Source organism: Flavobacterium sp. (assembly GCF_035299245.1).
GTDB lineage: Bacteria > Bacteroidota > Bacteroidia > Flavobacteriales > Flavobacteriaceae > Flavobacterium.
Map to the genome: position 1 here is coordinate 155,917 of NZ_DATGWY010000006.1, position 19,294 is coordinate 175,210.

Consider the following 19,294-nt stretch of genomic DNA (forward strand, 5'->3'; position numbering starts at 1 on the left):
TGGTTTATAGTTAATTTAATAACCATAAACCACAAACCATAAACCATAAACCTTATTGATGCTAAAAATAATTGACAAATACATACTAAAACGCTACTTGACTACATTCTCAGTGATGTTGTTGATGTTCATTCCGATTGGGATTGTAATCGACGTTTCTGAAAAGGTGAACAAGATGATTGAGAACAAAGTTCCGTTTAAGGAAATTGCCTCGTATTATGTAGATTTTACTATTTATTTTGCCAATTTACTTTTCCCGATATTCTTGTTCTTATCGATTATATGGTTTACGTCTAAACTAGCTAATAATACTGAAATTATCGCCATTTTAAGTTCTGGTATTTCGTTTACGCGTTTCATGCGTCCGTATATTTTTGGAGCAGTAATCGTATCGGTTTTTGCTTTGGTGATGGGAATTTTCTTTGTCCCAAAAGCATCCGAAGGATTCAAGAATTTTAGGTACATGTACTTGATTGGTGGTGGTCGGAGTGAAATGCGAGACGATAGCGATGTGTACCGTCAAATCAGCGAGAGCGAATACATTTATGTGAGTAATTTCAACACCGTTTCGAAGATTGCGTTCAATTTTTCGTTGGAGAAATTCGATAAGGGAAAAATGGTCTACAAAATCACTGCTGATCGATTGAAATGGAACGAGAAAGACAGTACTTATTCAATGTTCAACTACAAGAAAAGAAAGATTGGTGAGTTGAATGATATTTTTGAAACTGCCGAGAAAAAAGATACTGTTTTTAATTTTGAGATTGAAGATTTAACACCAGTTGTTTATATTGCAGAAACGCTTCCTTACGATGAATTACTTGATTTTATTGAAAAAGAAAGATCAAGAGGCTCTACAAACATCAATAGGTATTTGGTAGTGTTGTACAAAAAATTCAGTATTCCTGTTGCTGCATTCATTTTAACTATTATTGCTGTTGCGGTTTCTTCCATGAAACGTAGAGGTGGAATGGGAATGAACTTAGCCATCGGAATTGTTTTGGCGTTTGCCTTTGTCTTTTTGGATAAAATTTTTGGAGTTTTAGCCGAGAAATCGGCCGCTCCACCTATCATAGCCGTTTGGGTTCCTAATATCGTTTTTGGGATTCTAGCCATATACTTACTTCGCAATGCTAAGCGATAATGCAAAAAGCTATTTACAACTTCATTTGATAGTATTCATTTGGGGATTTACCGCAATTTTAGGTCGGTTAATCACTCTTGATGCTTTGCCGTTAGTATGGTTTAGAATGTTGTTTGCCGTAGCTTTTATCTTTATTTATATTCGGAATTATAAAATTGGAATAAAAATTCCCCGTAAAATTATCTTAAAATTCTTAGTCGCCGGATTAATCATTGCGCTCCATTGGTTTACTTTTTTCCGAGCTATTAAAGTTTCTAATGTTTCAATCACTTTAGCGTGTTTATCGACAGGTGCTTTTTTTACATCATTAATCGAACCAATTTTTTTTGGAAAGAAAATAGTTTGGTATGAAATTTTTTTCGGAATCATAGTTGTATTCGGACTTACCATAATTTTTAAAGTAGAAAGTAATTACATAGAAGGAATACTATTGGCTTTGTTGTCGGCCTTTTTATCGGCATCATTTGCAGTGATTAATAGTAAATTTGTTCAGACGTTCGACCCAACAGTAATTTCATTTTATGAACTATCAGGTGGTGTTTTGTTTTTTTCTGTCTTTTTGTTGTTAGGTAATAGTTTAAATGCCGAATTCTTCCTGTTGTCAATGAGAGATTTAATTTGTTTACTGATTCTTAGTTCGGTGTGTACAGCCTATGCTTTTATTGCATCTACTGCAGTGATGAAATTCTTGAGCCCATACACCGTAATGCTTACCATCAATTTGGAACCTATTTACGGAATCATTTTAGCCGTTTTAATTTTCAAAGATAAAGAGCAAATGAGTAACGGATTTTATTTTGGAGCATTGATTATTTTAACAACTGTCATCCTTAATGGTATAATCAAAAGCAGAAAAAAAGTGGATAAATAATAGAATTTTATCTACAAAATAGTACTTATTATTTTATATTTGTAAAACAAACGAATACTAAATTATCAAATTAAATTATGGAATATTTAGATTTTGAACTTCCTATTAAAGAGCTTGAAGATCAGTTGGATAAATGTCAGATTATTGGACTTGAATCGGATGTAGATGTTACCAATACATGCAAACAAATTGAGAAGAAATTAGAAGAAACTAAACGAAAAATATATAAAAACCTTACGGCATGGCAACGTGTACAATTGTCGCGTCACCCCAATCGTCCGTATACAATGGATCATATTAATGCCTTGTGTGGGGACACTTTCTTAGAGCTTTTTGGCGACAGAGGTTTTAAAGACGACAAAGCAATGGTGGGCGGTTTAGGTAAAATTGACGGTCAATCGTTTATGATTGTAGGTCAACAAAAAGGATACAATACCAAAACTCGTCAATACCGTAACTTTGGTATGGCCAATCCAGAAGGTTACCGTAAAGCGTTGCGCTTGATGAAAATGGCTGAGAAATTTGGAATTCCAGTAGTTACTTTCATCGATACTCCAGGAGCTTATCCTGGTTTGGAAGCCGAAGAACGCGGACAAGGTGAAGCCATCGCTCGCAATATTTTAGAAATGTGTCGCTTAAAAGTGCCCATTATTTGCGTAATTGTAGGAGAAGGTGCGTCAGGTGGCGCATTGGGAATTGGTGTTGGAGATCGTGTTTTAATGATGGAAAACACTTGGTATTCAGTTATTTCTCCTGAATCGTGTTCTTCAATTCTATGGAAAAGTTGGGAACACAAAGAAACAGCAGCTGAGGCCTTGAAACTGACTTCAACCGACATGAAAAAACAAAAGTTAGTAGACGATGTGATTCCGGAACCACTTGGAGGAGCACATTACGACAGAGAAACTACTTTCAAAACAGTACAACAATACATTACAAAAGCCTACAACGAATTGAAAGATTTATCAACAACTGAGCTAGTGGCTCAAAGGATGGATAAATACAGTAAAATGGGCGAGTTCAAAGAGTAAAATCTTACAAAAAAAGGTCTAACCGTCTCGTCAATAACGAGGCGGTTTTTTTTTGGTTGTTAACAAAAAACAATTAGTTATAAACAATAAATTGTAATAACTAAAGTTCATTAAAACTACAGAATTGGTTACTTTCGCTCTATGGAAAATTTGAAGAATATAAACCCAATAAAAGTAGATAAAACTACTATCATTAACTTAGAAAAAGGAAAATTACCACCACAAGCACTCGACCTTGAAGAGGCGGTTTTAGGTGCTATGATGATTGATAAAAAAGGAGTTGATGAGGTAATCGATATTCTTCAGTCGGATGCTTTTTATAAAGACGCTCACAAACACATTTTTGAAGCTATTTTTCAGTTATTCACAGATTCTCAGCCTATTGACTTATTAACAGTTTCTTCTCAGCTAAAAAAGAACGGTAAATTAGAATTAGCGGGCGGTGATTTTTACTTAATACAACTGACACAAAAGATTTCCTCTTCGGCGCACATTGAATTTCACTCGCGCATTATTTTGCAAAAATACATTCAGCGTAGTTTAATCCGTATTTCATCTGAAATCATTGAAGAATCGTACGATGAAACAACAGATGTATTTGATTTGTTAGACAAAGCCGAATCCAAATTATACGAAGTTACACAAGGAAACATCAAGCGAAGTTCGGAAACGGCTCAAAGTTTGGTAATTCAGGCCAAAAAACGAATTGAAGAAATTGCCAATAAAGAAGGTTTATCCGGAATCGCAACTGGTTTTGAAAAATTGGATAAAGTAACATCGGGTTGGCAACCTTCTGATTTGATTATTATTGCGGCTCGTCCGGGTATGGGTAAAACAGCTTTCGTACTTTCTATGGCGCGAAATATGGCAATCGATTTTGGTCACCCAGTTGCGCTTTTTTCCTTAGAGATGTCATCCGTTCAATTAATTACGCGTTTGATTTCATCAGAAACCGGACTCTCATCTGAAAAACTACGTACAGGAAAATTAGAAAAACACGAATGGGAGCAATTAAGCGTGAAAGTGCGCGATCTTGAAAAAGCGCCACTGTATATCGATGATACACCATCACTTTCTATTTTTGATTTGCGTGCTAAAGCACGTCGTTTATCATCGCAACACGGAATCAAATTAATCATCGTCGATTACCTTCAATTGATGACTGCTGGTGGAAACGGAAAAGGTGGAGGCAATCGTGAGCAAGAAATTTCAACCATTTCCCGTAACTTAAAAGCATTGGCCAAAGAATTGGAAGTTCCAGTTATTGCATTGTCTCAGTTGTCGCGTGCTGTTGAAACTCGTGGTTCAAGCAAACGACCATTGCTTTCGGATTTACGTGAATCGGGTGCAATTGAGCAAGATGCTGATATTGTATCGTTCATTTACCGACCAGAATACTATAAAATTGATGAATGGGACGACGACGAACAATCGCCAACTCAAGGTCAAGCCGAATTCATCATTGCCAAACACCGTAACGGTTCGCTTGAAAATATCCGTTTGAAATTCATCGGTAATCTTGGTAAATTTGATAACCTAGAAGATTTTGGTAGCGGTTTTGACGATTTACCATCCAAAATGAATCTCGACGATAACCCATTCTTTACCAAAAACTTACCTTCTGCCAATGAGGCATTTGGAAGTAACATCAATAACGACGACGATAGCGACGTTCCTTTCTAAAATAACAATCCCGAATGCTCTTTCGGGATTTTTTATTTTTAATTACCCCGTATTTATACCTGTTTTTCTGTTAGAATTTTTTTGAATAAAATTTTAATTCTATTTTTAATCCATCAAACAACAAAACCAACCCTTAAAACAAAACAATTATGCCAAACACTATCGATCTTACAACAGCGATTAGCTGGATTTCTGCATGGAGAGCTAATCCCAACACTGGAGTAAAAGCATTTTTTATTCCGGTTATTGATTTTTCTAGTTTGATGCAAGATGAGAATTGCATCGGAGTAAGAGCTTACTTAGCTTACGGAAATACTGATGGCAAAGCTCCCGAATCAAAATTATTACTTGTTGATGTTGAAGGTGATATTTCTACGGGCGGTAGAGATATTATTTCTAATGGAATTTACGATTTCACTCAACCTTGTCCATCAACCTGTGATGTCAACAGTCCACTTTACACTCTAAACGGAAGCGGTCAGTATCCTGTCGTTCCTGGAAATACTATTCCGATTTCTGAAGCCGTACTTTGGGCAACCCAATGGAGAGCCAATCCAGATACTACAGTAAAAGCTTTTTTTATTCCCAAAGATGATATTACTGATTTGTTAAAAGATTCAACTTGTATTGGAGTTAGAGCTTATCTAGGATTAGAAATTGTTGGTAAAAAGGCTGCGCCAGTTCCAAAATTGATGTTAGTAAATGTTGAAGGAGATATTACTAATGGTGGAACCGATAATATCGTTAATGGTATTTTTGACTTTACACAACCTTGTCCTTCAACTTGTGATGTTTCGAGTTCATTATACACTTTAATTCCATAATATTGAGTTCAAATTTATTTGTAAATATTGGGTATTTAATTTTGTTAATCAATTGTGTACTCTTACTAAAAGGTTTTTCAACTAATGGAAAGCCTTTTAGAATTTTTGCAGTTTACAGTATAGCGATGTTTTTGGTGCAATTAGCATCGCATATTATGGTTAAAATGCACATGGAAAATTTACTTTTGTCTCATTTTTACTTTGGATTTCAGTTTTTAATTTTAAGTTTTTTTTACCACTCTTTATTTAAGGAGAAGCTTCAACGTAAAGTTATTGTTGTATTACTGATTTTATGTACAAGTCTTTTGGTTATTCAATATTCATTAGATTGGGATTTGTTCTTTAAATTCAATCTTTTTGAAATTTTTATCACATCATTGCCTTTAATCATCTACGCCACATTTCATTTGTATAATTTATTGAATGAAAAAAAAGAATTTTACTATATAAACATAGGACTGTTGATTTATCTTTTCGGTAGTACAGTTGTTTTCTTAACTGCAAATTTATTACTGTCGTTACAAACCTACGATTCTTTTGATATAATTTACAGCTTAAATGTTTACCTCTATGTAGTGTATCAATTGTTTATCTTATACGATGTAACTACCATTTTAAAAACGAATAAGAAAAAAAGCTATGAATGAATCTGAAGTAATTAAAGTTATAATTTACACCTTCCTTGCCTTTATGTTGATGGCATTGGTTTTAATACTGTTTTTCTATTTTTCGAGAAAGAAAATTATTAAGCAAGAAATAGAAAAAAAGAACCTTGAAATCAATTATCAGAAAGAATTATTACATGCAGTTATTGAAACACAAGAAGACGAACGTCAACGAATTGCACAAGATTTACACGATGATATCAGTTCAAAGTTGAATATAGTTTCACTCAACAGCCAGATGTTAATAGGAACTGAATTATCTGAAAAAGAATTCAGTGAAGTGACCGAAAATATAATTAAACTAACGGGTAAAGCATTAGAAAATTCACGTAGAATTGCTCATGACTTACTACCGCCGGTTTTAGATAAATTTGGAATAGACGCAGCAATTTCAGAGTTGGCTGTAGAATTTAACAGTGCCAAATCAGTGAAAGTGTACTATGAAAACAATATCAGTTTTGAAACTATTGATGCCAAAAAGCATCTGCATATTTTCAGAATTTTACAGGAGTTGATGAATAATTCACTTCGACACGGAAATGCACACAACATATCAGTAGTGTTCAATAATGATAAAGGTAAAAATTATTGTTCGTATTCTGATAATGGAATCGGTTTTGATTCTAATGACATCAGTAAACAAAAAGGATTGGGAATGAAAAATATTATGAGTAGAATTGAACTCATCAATGCTACAATTGATATTAATTCAGCTCCAAATAAAGGGTTTAAAGCTAAAATTATTTTCTAAAATGGAAGAAAAAATCAAAATAGTAATTGCTGACGACGAAATGTTGTTTCAAAAAGGAATTTCATTCATTTTGAGTAGAGAAAAAAACATCGAAATCATGAATGAAGTAGGTAATGGTCAGGAACTGATGGATTATCTTAATACGGTTAATGATGTTCCCGATATTATTTTAATGGACTTAAAAATGCCGTATCTAAATGGTGTTGAAGCTACTAAATTGATAACGACAAAATTTCCTACCATCAAAATTATTGCTTTGACAAGTTATAATACCGATTCATTTATCGCTAATATGATTCATGTTGGAGCCGTTTCGTATTTAGTTAAAAATGCTACGCCAAAAGAAATGATTGATACAATCAACGAAGTATTTGATAAAGGATTTTACTATAATGAAGTGGTAATGAAAGTCATAAACGACGGATTAATTTCATCCAATTCTAAGTCAAAACTCAACAAAAGTTTATTTTCTGAAGATTATCTTACTAACAGAGAAAAAGAAATCTTACAACTGATTTGTTTACAGCATTCTACTTCTGAAATTGCCGAAAAATTGTTCATTAGCCCAAGAACAGTAGAAGGCCACAGAAATAGCCTATTGTTAAAAACAGAATCCAGAAACGTAGCTGGATTAGTGGTGTTTGCTTTGCAGAATAAAATCATCGAGTTTGACGATTTTTCATTGTAAAATTAGCTCAAGATAAAGTGGATAGAAATGTATATGTAGCCTATGACTAAAGCGATAAGAATCAATAGTCCAATTTTCTTCAGGACAGCAATGGTTCTTGAAGGCGATTTTTCTTGATAGATTTCGTTCGATTCCATAAATAACATTTTCTTTTTCCCAAAAATAGAGACCTTTTTTTTTCTGTATATACGTATTTCTACGTGTTTTTCGTTTTAAAAAATTAACAAAAATTTACCTTTGACCTTTGCTATTAAAAATTGTATCTTCGATAAAATTATTTACATCGAATGAAATCATTTAAATGCATTTGTATATTTCTCTTTCTAATATTTGCTTTGCCGATAAGAGCTAACTTTATTCTATTACCAATGGATGAGGTGGCGCAAAAAAATCATTTAAAAGCCTACGGGATAACCTATTGGGCTTTGGATAAGCAATACAAAGCGAGTTGGTTGCTGAATTATCGTGGCGGTTCTTTTTTATTGCCTGATGCTCCCGAAATTAGAAAAGAATGCCAAATCAGAAATGTAAGTTTCGAAATTTTATCAGACACTGAGGCCAATCAAATTTTAGAAGAAATTTCAAGTCCGTCTCAAAATATGGAGACAGTCGTTCTAGAAAAAGCGCCTAAAATCGCGGTTTATACTCCAAAAGGCAAACAGCCTTGGGACGACGCTGTTACAATGGTTTTAACCTACGCCGAGATTCCTTACAAAGAAATATACGACGAAGAAGTCTTGAGTGATCAACTCATTTTGTACGATTGGTTGCACCTTCACCATGAAGATTTTACTGGGCAATACGGTAAGTTTTTTGGAGCGTACAGAAATGCTCCTTGGTACATCGAACAAAAGAAAGAAGCTGAAGCATTAGCTGCGAAACTCGGGTATTCAAAAGTTTCAGAAGAGAAATTGGCTGTCGCCAAAAAAATTCGCGACTTTGTTATTGGCGGCGGCTTTATGTTTGCGATGTGTTCTGCAACGGATAGTTTTGATATTGCACTTTCTGCCGAAGGTGTTGATATTTGTGAGCCGATGTTTGATGGTGATGAAAGCGCTGCCAATTATCAATCGATGATAGATTATTCACGAACTTTTGCTTTTAAAGATTATATTTTAGAGCGACGACCAGAACGCTATGAGTTTTCCAATATTGACATGACCGAAAAACGCAAGATTCCATTTGAAAGAGATTACTTTACTCTGATGGATTATTCAGCAAAATGGGACGTGATTCCGAGTATGTTGTGTCAAAATCATACTCAATTAGTCAAGGGATTTATGGGACAAAGCACTTCTTTTGATAGCGAATTAATCAAATCAAATGTCATGGTTTTAGGAAAGTGTGAACTCAACGATGAAGCGCGTTACATTCATGGTCAAAAAGGTAAAGGATTCTTTACTTTTTATGGAGGACACGATCCTGAAGATTATCAACATAGAGTAGGAGATGAACCTACCGTTTTAGATCTACATCCCAATTCTCCAGGTTATCGATTGATTCTTAACAACGTTTTGTTTCCTGCTGCGAGAAAGAAAAAACAAAAAACCTAAGTCCATTCGATTTTTAGTCCGGGTTTTTCATTTACTTCATATTTACTCTTAACTGTGGTAAGTTCTCCCAACTTGTTAGTGTCAATCAATTTGAATGACATGGTCAACGAACACTCGTCTTTTAACAATTTTTGATTGCTGTGAACACAAATATCAGTTGAAATCACTACCGATGTGAAGTTGTTTTTATCTTCTTCTAAAATTGTTGTTTCAATTTCTGGGAAATCTAATGTTTTAGAATTGGAAACATGATTCCAAATCGCTTCTTTACTCAAAACAAAAACTGTATTAATGTCTTTGTAAAAATCAGCCTCGACACTATCATCTGGATGTGTCATATAGGCCATTTTTTTTACCGAATCAATAACGCCAATGCTTAGTTTTATTTCTTCAGGAACTAAAATGGCATCTTTTCGCAATTGCGGAACCAAATTATAGGTAATCGCTACTTGTTGTTCTTTGACCAACGCAAATTGCAAACATTCGAGCAACAAAATATCAATTTCAGATGCGTTCTCAAGCTGTAGTTGCGATGCATCTCCCATTATAATTTCTTTAATGTAATCTTCAACGCCAAAGTTTCGTATCGTATTTTTCAAAGCTGCAACAGTAACCGGATTCACTTCTACCAAAACCAGTTGTAATTCTTCGGGTTTGAATTTGGTTAATAATGGCAATACCAATGTAGCAAAAGGTCCAGGACCAACGTACAAAAGTGTTACAGGTTTTCCTTCTTTTCTTTTTCTCATTTCCTCAATAGCTTGAAATGCACCTTTGCTGAAACGTTTTGTACGCAATAAATCATCCACACACAAACCTGCCCAATGCGGGCCAATCGCCTTTCCTGTGGTAAGATGAATGTCTTCAATGTATTCGGGTGATTCAACATCAATTTCTGAAGCTTTCATAAAAAGTGACTTCATCTCAGTTAATGAAGTTGACAAATCAGCGAAATTAATTTCATTGGCTAATATTGTGTCAGAAATTTTTGATAATTTGGATAAAAAAGTTGCTTTCGTCGAATCTGTCATACTAATTTTTTTAACAAAGTTAATGAATTTACTGCCCAAAAAAACACGTATAAATACGCATAATTAAAAGATATTAACTTTATATTTTTGTTATCAGTGAAAAAAAGAGTTAATTTTTCGTAGAATTAATTCTATATTTATGGAAAATTAACTAAAAATCAAATATTTATGGAAAACTTGTACGCAAGAAGAAATTTTCTCAAAAATGTAGCGCTGGTCACCTCAGGTGTAGCGTTGCTATCACCTACTATTGTTCAGGCATTTAACACTGTAGAATGCCCATTTGAAGGTTATAATCCGTATTCTGAAGAAAAATCGGATTTAAGAGTTTCTACTTTATTCGGAAATCACATTGTGGTAAAAGGTAAAGTTTTTGACAAAAATAGTTTGAACGAACTTTCCAATGCTACCGTTGAAGTATGGCACATGTCTCCTAATTCTACAAAATTCAGACATCAAGCAAAATTGAAAGTTAATTCTAATGGTGAGTTTAATTTCATCACCGATTTCCCAAACAGAGAACAAGGAAAATTTGCTAAAGTATATTTTAAAGTATCCACTGATAGCAAAGTATATTTCACCGAATTATCAGTTACTAAAGACAATGCTTTCATCAACGAAAAGCATTTTGAAGATAATAAAGTGTTGGGAGACAATCGCTTTCCAACCAATCGCTTAGTAAACAATCAACAAACAATCACATTTAATATAGCAGTCTAACCATTAAAATCAATTTATTATGGATCCATTTTTAGGACAAATTCAAGCATTCGGATTTAATTTCCCACCACAAGGTTGGGCATTTTGCGACGGACAATTATTGTCAATAGCTCAAAATTCAGCTCTATTCGCATTATTAGGAACCACTTACGGTGGAAACGGTCAAACTACATTTGCATTACCCGATTTAAGAGGTAGAAGTATGGTACACGCCGGACAAGGTCCAGGTTTATCTCCAATCGTACAAGGTCAAGTAGGTGGAGTTGAAAACGTAAGTATTTTAATTGGCAATATGCCAGCTCACAATCACTCAGTTTCAGTTAGTGTAAATACAGCAACTGGTGAAGATGCGGTTCCTACAAACAAAATTGCTTCTAGTACTAATGCTTTTAGTGAAGATGTTGCTCCAGGTGCTTTTCTTGGAGGTGTAAATCAACAAAATGTGGGTGGTAGTCAGCCGCTTCCGATACGTAATCCTTATCTAGGAGTTTATCACAGTATTGCTTTGCAAGGTATATTTCCATCAAGAAACTAATCGATAATAATTCTTTAAAAATTTAAATTATGGAACCATTTATCGGACAGATTCAAGGATTTGGATTCACTTTTCCTCCTGTTGGGTGGCAACAGTGTAACGGGCAATTAATATCAATTGCTCAGAATACCGCTTTATTTTCACTACTCGGAACCACTTATGGTGGCAACGGCCAAACCACTTTTGCTTTACCTGATTTAAGAGGAAGAGCTATGGTTCATCCAGGTTCTGGTCCAGGGTTATCAACTATATCTTGGGGTGAAGCGAGTGGTGTAGAAAATACAACAATATTGACTACAAACCTTCCTGCACACAATCACAGTGTTAACGTAGCTGTGAATACGGCAACGGGTGAAGATGCTATTCCAACGAATAAAATTGCATCGGGTACCAATCGATTTAGCGAAGATGTTGCTCCAGGTGCTTTTTTAGGAGGTTTAACAGAGCAAATAGTTGGTGGAAACCAGCCATTAGCCATCAGAAACCCTTATCTGGCTCTTAATGTTTGTATTGCAATGCAAGGAATTTATCCTTCGAGAAATTAATTTATGGAGTTGAAAATAGGAATATTATTACCAAAGTCGGACATGTTTCCAAGACTAGCAATTGATTTTTTAAATGGCTTTAAATTGTCATTTAATCAATCGGTTGATCAGAATTGTGTTCCTAAATTTATAATTGAAAGCGTTGGTAACGCAACGGATTCGAGTTTGCTTCAACGAGTTGAACGAATGTTATTGCAAGAAGAAACCGATGTAATAGTTTGTTTTTGTAGCTACTTTATGTTGGATAGTTTAGTAACCGTTGCCAATTCGTATCGAAAACCAATCGTGCATGTTACCTTGGGAGCAAGAGTTTTAAAACCAACGCATTGTAGTCCTTACGTTCTTCATGTGTCGCTTAATTTGTGTCAAACGAGTTATTTGTCGGGCAAATATGCAGCACAGCATTTCGGAAAAAAAGCAGCTTTATTAAGTTCTTTTTACGATGGTGGCTATCAATTGTCAGAATCCTTTTTTCAGGGATTTACCGATCATCAAGGCGAGATAGTGTACAATTACGTGAGTCCGATGGATTATAAATCGGAAACTTTTGATGGAATGATTGAAGGCTTACAACAAAATAAACCCGATGTTCTTTTCTCGGTTTTCAGTTATAAAGAAGGAAATAAAGTCCTAGCAAAATTGGCTCAATCGGGTCTCGATTCGATTCCGAATGTGGCCATTCCATTAATGACTGATGAGAGTAATGAAACGGAAGTGCAACTTCCCGAAAATTTTTATTCCATCGCTTCTTGGGCTTTTGGTGAAGATGCTGAATCAATGGATGATTTCAATCAAAATTACCAAAGTAAGTATGCTGAAACTCCTAATATTTTTAGTCTTCTTGGAGATGAAGTAGGTGCGATTTTATCGTATTGTCTTCAAAAAGAGGGTTCAATTCCTAATCAACTAGGAACTTATTTTTCCAACAAAACATTATTTACTTCTCGTGGTGAATTGCGTTTTTCTCAATACAATGAATCAATACCTCATTTTTTTAAACTTAGAAAGTTAGAACAAACAGAGGGCAATTATCAAAATGCAGTTATAGAGGTTCTTGATTCCTCTTTTTCTGAAATTATTTATAAAAAAATGGAAGATCTTCCTTACACAGGTTGGAAGAATCCTTATATCTGTACTTAAAATTAACAAATTATGAAAAAAATGACTCAAAAATTAATGTTCCTTTTTCTGCTGTTTGCGGTCGGCTTGGGCTACTCGCAAAAAGTGGCAGTAATCGGAATCAATCACACTGGGACTGACGGGTTTTCCTTTGTCGCAACCCAAGATTTAGCAGCGGGCGAGGTTATTTATTTTACCGAAAATGAATACAATGACGCTTCAAATACGTTTATCGACACCTCAGAAGCCGTTGTGCAGTTCACAGCACTTTCAACTATTCTTAAAGGAAACGTTGTATTTGTAAATGAATTAGCAACTGCAAATACGTTTAGTGTAACGTGTACGGGTGGTGGTTCTTGTGGAACGGCCGTATTAAGTGGCGCTGGACCTTTTGCATTAGGAACTGGCGGTGAATCATTGTATGCTTACACTGACTCCGACTCCAATCCGTTAAACGGAATTACAACTATTTACTCGGTATTGTTTACAGGTTATTTTGAAGGTGCCAATGTTATCACAGGTGGTGATATTGTTGCCTCTCAAAATCCAGTATTTGACTTTCCAAATGCTATTGTAATAGATGGTTTTCCATCTTCACCTGCGCCTGACAGAACCGAATTTATTCCAACAGCTCCAGCAAGAACTAATGTAAGTAAGGTAGTTTTAGAAAATCCTTCTAATTATGTTCATGCTCAAACTAGTTCTGCACTTTCAACTATTTTCTTTACCAATTTGAATTTAGTAGCTGCTGATCCGGTAGTGAGTGTTACTGCTTCACCGTTAACTGTGAATGAAAACAGTGGAACCGGAATGGTATACACGTTCTCATTGAGTGCTACGGCTACATCAAATTTAACAATTAACTTTTCTGTTGGCGGTTCAGCTACATTTGGTTCTGATTATTCTCAATCAGGTGCTGCTTCTTTTAACGCTTCAGCAGGATCAGTGACTATTCTTAATGGTTCAAGTACTGCTACAATTACATTAACTCCAGTTGGAGACAGTGTTTTGGAGGCAAACGAATCTATTTTGTTGACATTAACTGGTGGTTCTGGCTATGTAGCTGGAAGTCCGGGTTCTGCAACAACTACAATCAATAACGATGATACACTTGCTATTACTCCAATTGTGGCAGTAACGGGTGTGAATCACAGTACAACGGCCGACGGATTCTCATTCGTTGCTTTGCAAGATATTGCTGCTGGTACAGTAGTTTATTTTACCGAAAATCCTTTTACCAACTCAACTTTAACTTTCTCAGGAACTGAAGCTGTAATGCAATGGACAGCTCCAGCAGGAGGTTTAGCAAGAGGTCAAGTAGTTGTAGCTACTGAAACGGGAGCAAATACTTTTACAACAACTTGTTCTTCTGGCGGTTGTGGTAGTGTAAGTGTTGTGAGCGGAACGTTTACTTTGGCTACTGCTGGAGAAGAATTCTATGCTTATTTAGATAGTGATTCTAACCCATCTAACGGTGTAACATCTGTTCAAGCTGTTCTTTTTACAGGAACTTCTGTTGTTTCTGGTGGTGTAATTCCATCAGCTCAAGATCCAGCATTAGTTTATCCTGGAGCAGTAGTTGTTGATGGTTTTCCAGCAACAGCTCCTTTACGTACAGAATACAATCCTGCTTTAAGAGGTACTACAGTTGATCGTGCTAACTTCCAAAACCCAGCCAATTGGATTAATGGTGGTAGTAATATTACTTTGTCAACAGTTCCTTTTGCTAACATCATTATTTCAACAGGTGTAGCTAATCCGTTTGCTAGTGTTACTGTTGCTCCTTCGAGTGTTGCAGAAAACAGTGGAACGGCAATGGTGTATACTTTTGCATTATCGTCAGTTGCAGCTAGTAATATTACTGTAAACTTCAATGTTGGTGGTACAGCTACTTTCACTACCGATTATACTGCATCTGGAGCAAGTTCGTTTACGGCTTCTGCAGGTTCAGTTGTAATTCCGACAGGTTCTTCTTCGGCTACAGTTTCAGTAACTCCAGTGGGAGACTTAGGACTTGAAGTACAAGAATCAATAGTATTGACTATTACTGGTGGAACAGGTTACGACGGTGGAAGTCCAAATGCGGCTACAGGTTTCATCAACAATGATGATACAACTGATTCAGATCCTCTTGTTGCTCTTGTAGGTATGAGTCATGTTGATCCAGACGGATTCTCATTCGTAGCAGCTCAAGATATTCCGGCAAATACGGTAGTTTATTTTACGGATAATTCGTTTAACAATTCTACTTTATTATTTGGTTCAGGTGAAGGAGTTATCCGTTGGACCTCTCCAGGAACTGCAATTACTAAAGGAAATGTTGTAGTAGTTACAGAAACTGCTCCTGATACTTTCTCAGTAACTTGTAGTAATGGTACTTGTGGTAGTGTTACTTTAATCTCTGGAAATTTAGCTATCGCTACAACTGGAGAGACATTATACGCTTATGAAGATAATGATACCAATCCATCAAATGGAGTAACTGATATCTACGCGGTTCTTTTTACAGGAACTCCTTCAGTTTCAGGTGGAAATTTACCTTCTATTGAAGATCCTTCTAATATTTTCTTAAAAGCTTTAGTTGTTGATGGTTTCCCTGCAACTGCTCCAGCTAGAACAGAATACGACCCAACTAAAAGAGCTGTAGCGGTTTCTGCTGCCAATTTTGAAGATGTTTCTAACTGGATACATGCTCAAAGTCCACCAGCGCTTTCTACCGTTCCTTTTGCTAACTTAAACATTGTTGATAACGTACCACCAACTGCAGTTTGTCAGAATATTTCTGTTACTCCAAATGTTGGAACAGGTTCAGTAACCATTACCGCTTCTCAAGTTGACAATGGTTCTTCTGATAACGCTGGTGCAGTTACATTAAGTGTAAGTCCAGATACGTTTACTTGTGCTAATGTGGGAACTCCAGTTACAGTTACTTTAACCGTTACTGATACATCGGGAAATACGGCAACTTGTACATCAACAGTAACCGTTTTACCAAACGTAACTTCAACATTTAGTCAAGTTGCTCCAATTTGTTCTGGTGATAGTTTTACATTACCAACTACTTCAAATAATGGATTTACAGGAACTTGGTCGCCAGCAATTAATAATACAGCTACAACTGAGTATACTTTTACACCAGATGCAGGACAATGTGGTGGACCAACAACTATGACGGTTGTTGTAAATCCGGGTAATGTTACTACAACGACTATTTCAGCTTGTGATTCTTATACTTGGTCTGTGAATGGTACAACTTATACAGAATCAGGTACATATACAGTAGTTTCAGGATGTGATTCTCAAGTTTTAGAATTAACCATCAATGCTACTCCAGTTGTGGATATTGCTCAACCTGCTGTGGCTTGTGAAGGTGATACAGTAACACTAACAGCGACTGTTTCAGGAACAAATGTAACCAATGGTTTTTCAGGAGCTTACGATGTTGCGAATTGGACATTTACAAATTCGAATGCTAATGGTAGTGTAGATACTTCAGGAGCACCAGGATCAATTGTTTTAACAAGTGGAGACAATGGAAGCAACACCAATGGTAACACTGATTACTCAATTACTATTCCTAGTAGCGCTACCATTTCATTTAATTGGAACTACAATACCGGTGATGGAGCTCAATTTGATATTCCAAGAGTTGTTGTTAATGGAACTCCAACGAATATGAATGGTTATGATACTAGTGGTGGATTATCTCAATCAGGAAGTATGACACTTACTGTAAACGCAGGTGATACTTTTAGTTTCAATATGTTTACTACGGATAATGTTTTTGGTGCTGGAACAGTTGCAATTTCTAATTTAGCTATTACGACAATACCCAACTTACTATGGACAGCCGCTGATGGTGGTACAATTGTAGGAGCGACTAATGGCTTAACAGTAAATGTAACTACATCAGGTACGTATACTTTAACAGCAACCAATGGAACTTGTGTTGGTACAGATTCTGTTTCAGTCGTATTCAATCCTCTTGTAACGCCAACTTTTGATTCTGTTGCTCCAATATGTTCAGGAGACGTATTATCATCATTGCCAACTACATCATTGAATGGCATTACAGGTGCATGGTCACCAGCTTTGAATAATACAATAACTACAACGTACACATTTATTCCAGATGCAGGACAATGTGCAAACACTACTACATTAACCATAACTGTTAATTCGACACCTCCACCAGTATCAGCGGATCTCACTGTAACTTTCACAGGTCAGTGCGGATTTTTATCAGGAACTTATGTTTACGAAGGTTTACTAAATGGTAAAGCATCGTTTCACTTAAGTACAGATACTACATTACGATTATCTTATGATACTACAAAATGGGTATTATGGTGTTGTGGAGATATAGCTTCTACAGGTTTTGAAAACACCAATGTACCTGCAGGTTTATATCCACCATTAACAGGTTGGGTTCCGACTCAATGTTTGGATGGAACAATGGATATTTCTAATAATTCTAGTTTTGAATTATGTGATGGTGCAACCATTGCTGATTTAGGTGTAACTGGTACAAGTTTGCAATGGTACGATGCAGAAACGAATGGAAATAGTTTGCCAACTTCTACCGTTTTAGTTACTGGTGCTTATTATGTGTCTCAAACTTTAAATGGATGTGAAAGTCCAAGAGGACAAGTTAATGTGGTAATTAATCCAAACGTGCTTCCAACTTTTGACGCTGTAGCTCCAATTTGTACAGGAGGTGCTTTAAGTGCATTACCAACTACATCTTTGAATGGTATTACTGGTACTTGGTCACCAGCTTTGGACAACACTGCCACTACAACTTATTTGTTTACTCCTGATTCAGGTCAGTGTGCATTGTCTGCTGAATTGACTATCGTTGTAAATTCAACACCAGCACCAACTGGTTCTTCAGCTCAAACTTTATCAGTAGGTTCTACTTTAGCGAATGTTGCTGTAACAGGAACAAATATTCAATGGTATGATGCAGCAAGTAACGGTAATTTATTACCAAGTTCAACCGTTTTAGTGAACGGAACTACTTACTATGCTACTCAAACTTTAAATGGATGTGAAAGTCCAACATTAGCAGTTACTGTTACAGTTGGAACTGGAGTTACTAATGTAATTGCTACACAATGTGGATCAACATTAGCAGATTATAACAGTGTGATTTATGCTAATTTAGTTCCAGGTGCTCAGGCTTATCGTTTTAGAGTGACTGATTTAGAGACTAATCAAGTGATTATTAAAGATTATGCTTTAAGAAATCTATATTTGAGAAGTTTATCGTTCTACCGTTATGATCAAGCCTATTCAATTGAAGTGGCAGTTAGAAGAAATAATATTTGGGAGCCATATGGCGCTGCTTGTGTTGTTTCAACTCCAGTTGCTTTAACTCAACTGAGAGCTGCTCAATGTGGGTCAACTTTATTAACTAGTAGTGATTTAGTTTATGCAGACTATGTATACGCTACAACAAGCTACCGTTTTAGAGTGACTAATACTTTAACAAATTCGGTTCAAATTATCGATAGACCAATTCGTTCATTTGCTTTCAGTTTAGTTACGGATTACTCAATAGGAACTGTTTATAATGTTGATGTTGCTGTTATGAATACTGATGGAACGTATCTTCCGTTCGGACCAGTTTGTTCAGTAACAACTCCAGGTTCTCCTTTAAAAGAACTTACAACTAAATCAGTTGTTGAGGTATTCGAAGTAGTAGGTACTCCTAATCCATTCAGTGAAAACTTTAAATTGAACGTTACCTCTTCTTCAGTAGAGCCAATTTCTGTAAGTGTTTATGACATGTTAGGAAAATTGATTGAAACTAAAGAAGTTAGTACTAATGACATCGAAAATTTTGAAGCTGGAGTGAATTATCCGAATGGTGTTTACAACATTATTGTAACACAAGGTGATAATGCAAAATCAGTTCGAATGATAAAAAGATAGTTCTTCAAATTATTGAATTTAAAAGGTTACCTATATATTGGGTAACCTTTTTTTTATTGTTTTGTTTTTTTACCACTATTGAAGTCATAAATTTGATAGTTACAAATTATGATTAATACTATGAGTATGGTTCAATCAATAGCTTTTACTTTAAAAGAGAGGTTGTTTTTTACAACATTATTGCTGTGTTTTACACT

16 protein-coding genes are annotated in these 19,294 nt (G+C 35.6%); 14 read left to right on the plus strand and 2 right to left on the minus strand.

Annotated elements, in window-relative coordinates:
* The first annotated feature begins 58 nt into the window (after positions 1 to 58).
* The 8 genes from VK161_RS04975 to VK161_RS05010 all read left to right on the plus strand — a co-directional run bounded on the left by VK161_RS04975 (position 59) and on the right by VK161_RS05010 (position 7,657).
* Complete coding sequence (locus VK161_RS04975; protein WP_324213653.1) at positions 59 to 1,144, plus strand: LptF/LptG family permease; 1,086 nt, start codon at positions 59 to 61, stop codon at positions 1,142 to 1,144.
* Positions 1,131 to 2,015, plus strand: coding sequence for a DMT family transporter (locus tag VK161_RS04980; protein WP_324213654.1), 885 nt, complete (start codon positions 1,131 to 1,133; stop codon positions 2,013 to 2,015). Before VK161_RS04975 ends, VK161_RS04980 begins: the two co-directional genes overlap by 14 nt.
* Before the next feature lie 77 nt (positions 2,016 to 2,092).
* Complete coding sequence (locus VK161_RS04985) at positions 2,093 to 3,046, plus strand: acetyl-CoA carboxylase carboxyltransferase subunit alpha (RefSeq protein WP_324213655.1); 954 nt, start codon at positions 2,093 to 2,095, stop codon at positions 3,044 to 3,046.
* A 141-nt stretch (positions 3,047 to 3,187) separates the two neighbouring features.
* Positions 3,188 to 4,729, plus strand: coding sequence for a replicative DNA helicase (dnaB, locus tag VK161_RS04990; RefSeq protein WP_324213656.1), 1,542 nt, complete (start codon positions 3,188 to 3,190; stop codon positions 4,727 to 4,729).
* Between the two features lie 149 nt (positions 4,730 to 4,878).
* Positions 4,879 to 5,553 carry a hypothetical protein gene (locus tag VK161_RS04995; protein ID WP_324213657.1) on the plus strand — a complete coding sequence of 225 codons (675 nt, stop codon included), beginning with the start codon at positions 4,879 to 4,881 and terminating at the stop codon, positions 5,551 to 5,553.
* 170 nt (positions 5,554 to 5,723) lie between these two features.
* Entirely contained in the window at positions 5,724 to 6,200 is a 477-nt protein-coding gene (locus tag VK161_RS05000; protein ID WP_324213658.1) for a hypothetical protein, read from the plus strand.
* Entirely contained in the window at positions 6,193 to 6,969 is a 777-nt protein-coding gene (locus tag VK161_RS05005) for a sensor histidine kinase (RefSeq protein ID WP_324213659.1), read from the plus strand. Before VK161_RS05000 ends, VK161_RS05005 begins: the two co-directional genes overlap by 8 nt.
* Before the next feature lies 1 nt (position 6,970).
* Positions 6,971 to 7,657 (plus strand): response regulator transcription factor, encoded by a 687-nt coding sequence (locus VK161_RS05010; RefSeq protein WP_324213660.1) that lies wholly within the window; start codon positions 6,971 to 6,973, stop codon positions 7,655 to 7,657.
* A 2-nt stretch (positions 7,658 to 7,659) separates the two neighbouring features.
* Here VK161_RS05010 and VK161_RS05015 read toward each other — a convergent pair whose 3' ends face one another.
* Entirely contained in the window at positions 7,660 to 7,794 is a 135-nt protein-coding gene (locus VK161_RS05015) for a hypothetical protein (RefSeq protein ID WP_324213661.1), read from the minus strand.
* Between the two features lie 150 nt (positions 7,795 to 7,944).
* Between VK161_RS05015 and VK161_RS05020 the strand changes: the two genes are divergently transcribed.
* Positions 7,945 to 9,210: an asparagine synthetase B gene (locus VK161_RS05020; RefSeq protein ID WP_324213662.1), complete on the plus strand. Its 1,266-nt coding sequence runs from the start codon at positions 7,945 to 7,947 to the stop codon at positions 9,208 to 9,210.
* On the opposite strand, the gene VK161_RS05025 is transcribed toward VK161_RS05020, so the two are convergent.
* The gene (locus tag VK161_RS05025) at positions 9,207 to 10,241 is read right to left on the minus strand and encodes a hypothetical protein (RefSeq protein ID WP_324213663.1); all 1,035 of its coding nucleotides are present in this window, start codon (positions 10,239 to 10,241) and stop codon (positions 9,207 to 9,209) included. The genes VK161_RS05020 and VK161_RS05025 overlap by 4 nt on opposite strands.
* Positions 10,242 to 10,409: 168 nt before the next feature.
* Here VK161_RS05025 and VK161_RS05030 point away from each other — a divergent pair, with 168 nt between their 5' ends.
* The 5 genes from VK161_RS05030 to VK161_RS05050 are packed head-to-tail and all read left to right on the plus strand — an operon-like array spanning position 10,410 to position 19,097.
* Positions 10,410 to 10,961 (plus strand): hypothetical protein, encoded by a 552-nt coding sequence (locus tag VK161_RS05030; protein WP_324213664.1) that lies wholly within the window; start codon positions 10,410 to 10,412, stop codon positions 10,959 to 10,961.
* A 19-nt stretch (positions 10,962 to 10,980) separates the two neighbouring features.
* The gene (locus tag VK161_RS05035; protein WP_324213665.1) at positions 10,981 to 11,496 is read left to right on the plus strand and encodes a phage tail protein; all 516 of its coding nucleotides are present in this window, start codon (positions 10,981 to 10,983) and stop codon (positions 11,494 to 11,496) included.
* 29 nt (positions 11,497 to 11,525) lie between these two features.
* On the plus strand, positions 11,526 to 12,041 hold the full coding sequence (locus tag VK161_RS05040; protein ID WP_324213666.1) for a phage tail protein: 516 nt from the start codon (positions 11,526 to 11,528) through the stop codon (positions 12,039 to 12,041).
* Positions 12,042 to 12,044: 3 nt separating this feature from the next.
* The gene (locus VK161_RS05045) at positions 12,045 to 13,181 is read left to right on the plus strand and encodes an ABC transporter substrate-binding protein (protein ID WP_324213667.1); all 1,137 of its coding nucleotides are present in this window, start codon (positions 12,045 to 12,047) and stop codon (positions 13,179 to 13,181) included.
* 12 nt (positions 13,182 to 13,193) lie between these two features.
* Complete coding sequence (locus VK161_RS05050; protein ID WP_324213668.1) at positions 13,194 to 19,097, plus strand: Calx-beta domain-containing protein; 5,904 nt, start codon at positions 13,194 to 13,196, stop codon at positions 19,095 to 19,097.
* Positions 19,098 to 19,294: the final 197 nt, after the last annotated feature.